Annotated in this window: 3 protein-coding genes and 1 pseudogene; 1 reads left to right on the forward strand and 3 read right to left on the reverse strand. The window is 67.1% G+C overall.

Features of this window, described 5'->3' with window-relative positions; all coding sequences use genetic code 11:
- Nucleotides 1-399 precede the first annotated feature (399 nt).
- Genes KGM94_RS24315 through pxpB form a run of 3 tightly spaced genes read right to left on the reverse strand, consistent with a single transcriptional unit; the run spans nt 400 to nt 2,962 of the window.
- Nucleotides 400-1,164, reverse strand: coding sequence for a 5-oxoprolinase subunit PxpA (locus tag KGM94_RS24315; protein WP_300265003.1), 765 nt, complete (start codon nt 1,162-1,164; stop codon nt 400-402).
- A gap of 32 nt (nt 1,165-1,196) precedes the next feature.
- A complete protein-coding gene (locus KGM94_RS24320; RefSeq protein WP_300265006.1) occupies nt 1,197-2,234 on the reverse strand; it encodes a biotin-dependent carboxyltransferase family protein in 1,038 nt (345 codons plus the stop codon).
- On the reverse strand, nt 2,231-2,962 hold the full coding sequence (gene pxpB / locus KGM94_RS24325) for a 5-oxoprolinase subunit PxpB (protein ID WP_300265008.1): 732 nt from the start codon (nt 2,960-2,962) through the stop codon (nt 2,231-2,233). Before pxpB ends, KGM94_RS24320 begins: the two co-directional genes overlap by 4 nt.
- A gap of 236 nt (nt 2,963-3,198) precedes the next feature.
- Here pxpB and KGM94_RS24330 point away from each other — a divergent pair.
- A pseudogene (locus KGM94_RS24330) lies at nt 3,199-3,464 on the forward strand (ribonuclease activity regulator RraA); the annotation flags it as partial.

Consider the following 3,464-nt stretch of genomic DNA (forward strand, 5'->3'; position numbering starts at 1 on the left):
CGCGGCCGCGAGAATGGCTTCCCGCATGTTGGGCTTGCGCGACGTTTCCTTCCTGGGGAGTTTGCTGACCATTTGTTTGTACTATTGTACAAATAAGTCGGACGCGTCAACAAGAACGTTGCCAATGCGATGCATCGTCACCGCGTTGGAGGACGCAGCCGACGATTGGATTTCATTAGAAAACATCAATAAGAACAATAAATTGAATGGAACGCCTCATGTTCCTGGCAGGGTCATCCACATCCGACGCGCGTTGAGCCGCTATGTGCCGCGAGGAGACGCACGGCGCCCGCGGACAGGGCTTGACACGCCTGTGCATGGGGTTGATCCGCAGATTTTGATGGAAGGTGCCGCGACGGGCGTTTCGTCCGGGCGGACCAAGCGGCCGCGAAGCCACCGCTACCGCTTGAACGGCGCGACCTCGATGCCGGCCTGCTTCAGCGCCTGGCGCAGGCCGCGGGCGATGTCGACGGCGCCGGGCGTGTCGCCGTGGATGCAGACCGTGTCCGTGCGCATCTTGATCACCTTGCCGGTGACCGAAACCACCGCGCCGTCCTGCACCATGCGCACCACGCGATCGGCAATGGTCTTGGCATCGTGCAGCACCGCCCCTGGCTTCTTGCGCGACACCAGGTTGCCGTCATCCTCATAGGCGCGGTCGGCGAACACCTCGTGCACCATCGGCAGGTTGGCCTCCTCGCCGGCCTTGACCAGCTTCGAGTTGGCGAGCACCACGAAGATCAGGCCGGGATCGACCGCCTTGATGCCGGCGGCGATGGCGTTGGCGGTCATGTCGTCCTCACAGGCGACGTTGGACAGCGCGCCGTGTGCCTTCACATGTGTCACCTTGTGGCCGGCCGCGGTCGCGATCGCCTGCAGCGCGCCGATCTGGTAGGCGACGAGGTTCTCGATCTCGGAGGCCTTCAGGCCCGCGATCGGGTGCCGGCCGAAACCGTGCAGGTCGCGATATCCGGGGTGGGCACCGATCGAGACGCCGCGCGCCTTTGCCAGCTCCACCGTGCGGCGCATGATGTCGGGGTCGCCGGCGTGAAAACCGCAGGCGATGTTGACCGAGCTCGCGAGCTCGATCATGGCGGCGTCGTTGCCCATCTCCCAGGCGCCAAATCCCTCGCCGAGATCGCAATTGAGATCGATGGTCATCATGGTGCGCTCCGCCTCTGATCTGTCGACAACGCTCAAGGCTCCGCCGACGTCTGCCACGTCCCGGCGTCGACCGCGCTGACCGCGTGTCCGGCCACATTAGCATCATGCAGTGCATCGATGTTGAGCGCGAAGCTGTCGGCCGGCCGCAACCGGTCGGGCAGGGTGCGCAGGAGTTGCACGAATGCCCGCGCCGCATCCTGCGCCTCGGCCATGCCGGCGGCCTTGAAGCGGAAGGCAGTGCCCACTGATACCTGCGCGAAGCGGCCGAGATCGGGGGAGATCACGGTCGCGATCTTGGGATAGCCGCCGCTGGTGCCGCGATCCATCATCAGCACGATCGGCGCGCCGTTGCCGGGCACCTGGATGCTGCCGTTGACGGTGCCGTCGGAGACGATGTTGTGGCCGTGCAGATGCTTGATGACGGGTCCCTCGAGCCGGTAACCCATGCGATCCGAGGTCGCCGAGATCCTCCACTCGCTGTCCAGGAACAGCGCCTTGTTGGCGGCGTCGAACTCGTCGTCCTGCGGACCCAGCACGACGCGGATCGGCCCGCTCGCGAGCTTCGGCAATTCGATCCGCTGCTCGGGCGCATCGCTGGCATTGTCGAGGCTGAACTCGTCGCCGGCCTGCAGCGGGCGCGGGTAGGGGCTGCCGAGCCCGGCGCGGGCGTTGACCGCAAGGCTGCCGAACACCGCCGCGCCGCGGACGGCCCCTTCGATCGCGAGATAGCTGAACGCGCCGCTGCGGGCGAAGCCGAGCGTCAGCGTCTCGCCGTCCCGGAGCGTCACCGACGTCTCATGCGCAACCGGCCGCCCGTCGATGTCGGCGTTGCGCGGCGCACCTGATATCGCGAGGCGGACCGCGCCGTCGCGGGCCGAGAAGGCCGCGCCGAACGGGCCGATCTCGATGGCGGCTGCGAACGGCGCGTTGCCGACCAGGCAATTGGCGACCGCCAGCGCCAACCGGTCCAACGCCCCACTCGGGGGCAAGCCGTAGCGCTGCGAACCCGGCCGCCCGCCGTCCTGGACGGAGCTTGCCGGCCCGATGCTGGCGACGATCAGCCGGCTCATGGGGCGACCAGTTCGGCTATGATCTCGCCGGCCTCCGCGGCGCGATCCTGTTCCGCAAACGTCTTGTGGTCGATGGCGAAGAACGTCACGCGATCGCCGGGCTCGGTGAGGAAGATCGGATTGCGGTGGAGCTGATAGGTGCGCACCGGGGTCCGTCCCAGGAGATGCCAGCCGCTCGGGCCGGCGAGGCACTGGATGCCGGTCTGCACCCCGCCAATCGAGATCGTGCCGGCGGGCGTCGAGAGCCGCGGATTCTGCCGGCGCGGCATGTGCAGGAACGGTTCCAGCCCGCTCAGATAAGACCATCCCGGCGTGAAGCCGATCATGGCGATCCGATAGTCGCCCGCGATATGGCGGGCAACGATGTCGTCGGGCGTGGTGTCGAGCGTTTTGGCGACGTCCTCGAGATCGATGCCATGCTCGCCTCCATAGGCCACGGGAATGCGCCAACGGCGCGGCTTGGCGCTCGGCGGCGCCGGCTGGCCCGCAAGCGCGAGCAGCTTCCCGCCGAGTCCGTCGAAGCCGATGACGCAGGGATCGTAGTGCACCAGGAGCGAGCGATAGGTCGGGACCGCCTCGATGACGCCTTCGATCGCGGCCGCTGCGACCGCGCGATCCAGTGCCAGCACCCGCTGGTTGGCGTCGTCATCGATGGTGCGGCTGAACTCCACCGTGACGGCACAGTCGCCACTGGGCAGAAGGCGGGGCGGTGAAAGCGGCGCGGCCATGATCCTTTTGCGTCGGTCTCTCGGAATCGCGGGGCGAGGCTCAGGTTCCACGCGAAGCATCCTTGCTTCGCGTAAATGCGCCCGCAAGTCCAATCATTAATCCAGCGGCGCGCGATGGGGCCTCAGTGCCGCATCGCATGACAGCCCTGCGGAGATCGTGCGTAGCCCTTGACGGCAAGCCCGCGCCTCGCAAGATGCGCGCTCCCTAACCGCCCATCCGGAGCTCGTCCCCGTCCATGTCGCTGTCCCCCGAAGCCAAGGCCATCCTGACCGGCATCACTACCGCCACCATCACCACGGTTCTGCTCAAGAAGGGACTGCGCAATGTCTGGATGCGCGGCGCGCGTCCGTTGCGCCCGGGGATGCCGCGCCTGGTCGGACCCGCCTTCACGCTGCGCTTCGTGCCGGCGCGCGAGGATCTGGCGACGCCGGAATCCTGGTCATCGCCGATCTCGACCCGCACCGCGATCGAGGCGATGCCGGAAGGCTGCATCGCCGTGGT

It is taken from the genome of Bradyrhizobium sp. (assembly GCF_028868675.1).
In the GTDB taxonomy this organism is placed as follows: domain Bacteria; phylum Pseudomonadota; class Alphaproteobacteria; order Rhizobiales; family Xanthobacteraceae; genus Bradyrhizobium.

What these genes read in the sequence shown, in the direction of transcription:
- KGM94_RS24315 (WP_300265003.1), bottom strand. Translation starts at nt 1,164, where the DNA reads ATGATGACCATCGATCTCAATTGCGATCTCGGCGAGGGATTTGGCGCC.
- KGM94_RS24320 (WP_300265006.1), bottom strand. Translation starts at nt 2,234, where the DNA reads ATGAGCCGGCTGATCGTCGCCAGCATCGGGCCGGCAAGCTCCGTCCAG.
- pxpB (WP_300265008.1), bottom strand. Translation starts at nt 2,962, where the DNA reads ATGGCCGCGCCGCTTTCACCGCCCCGCCTTCTGCCCAGTGGCGACTGT.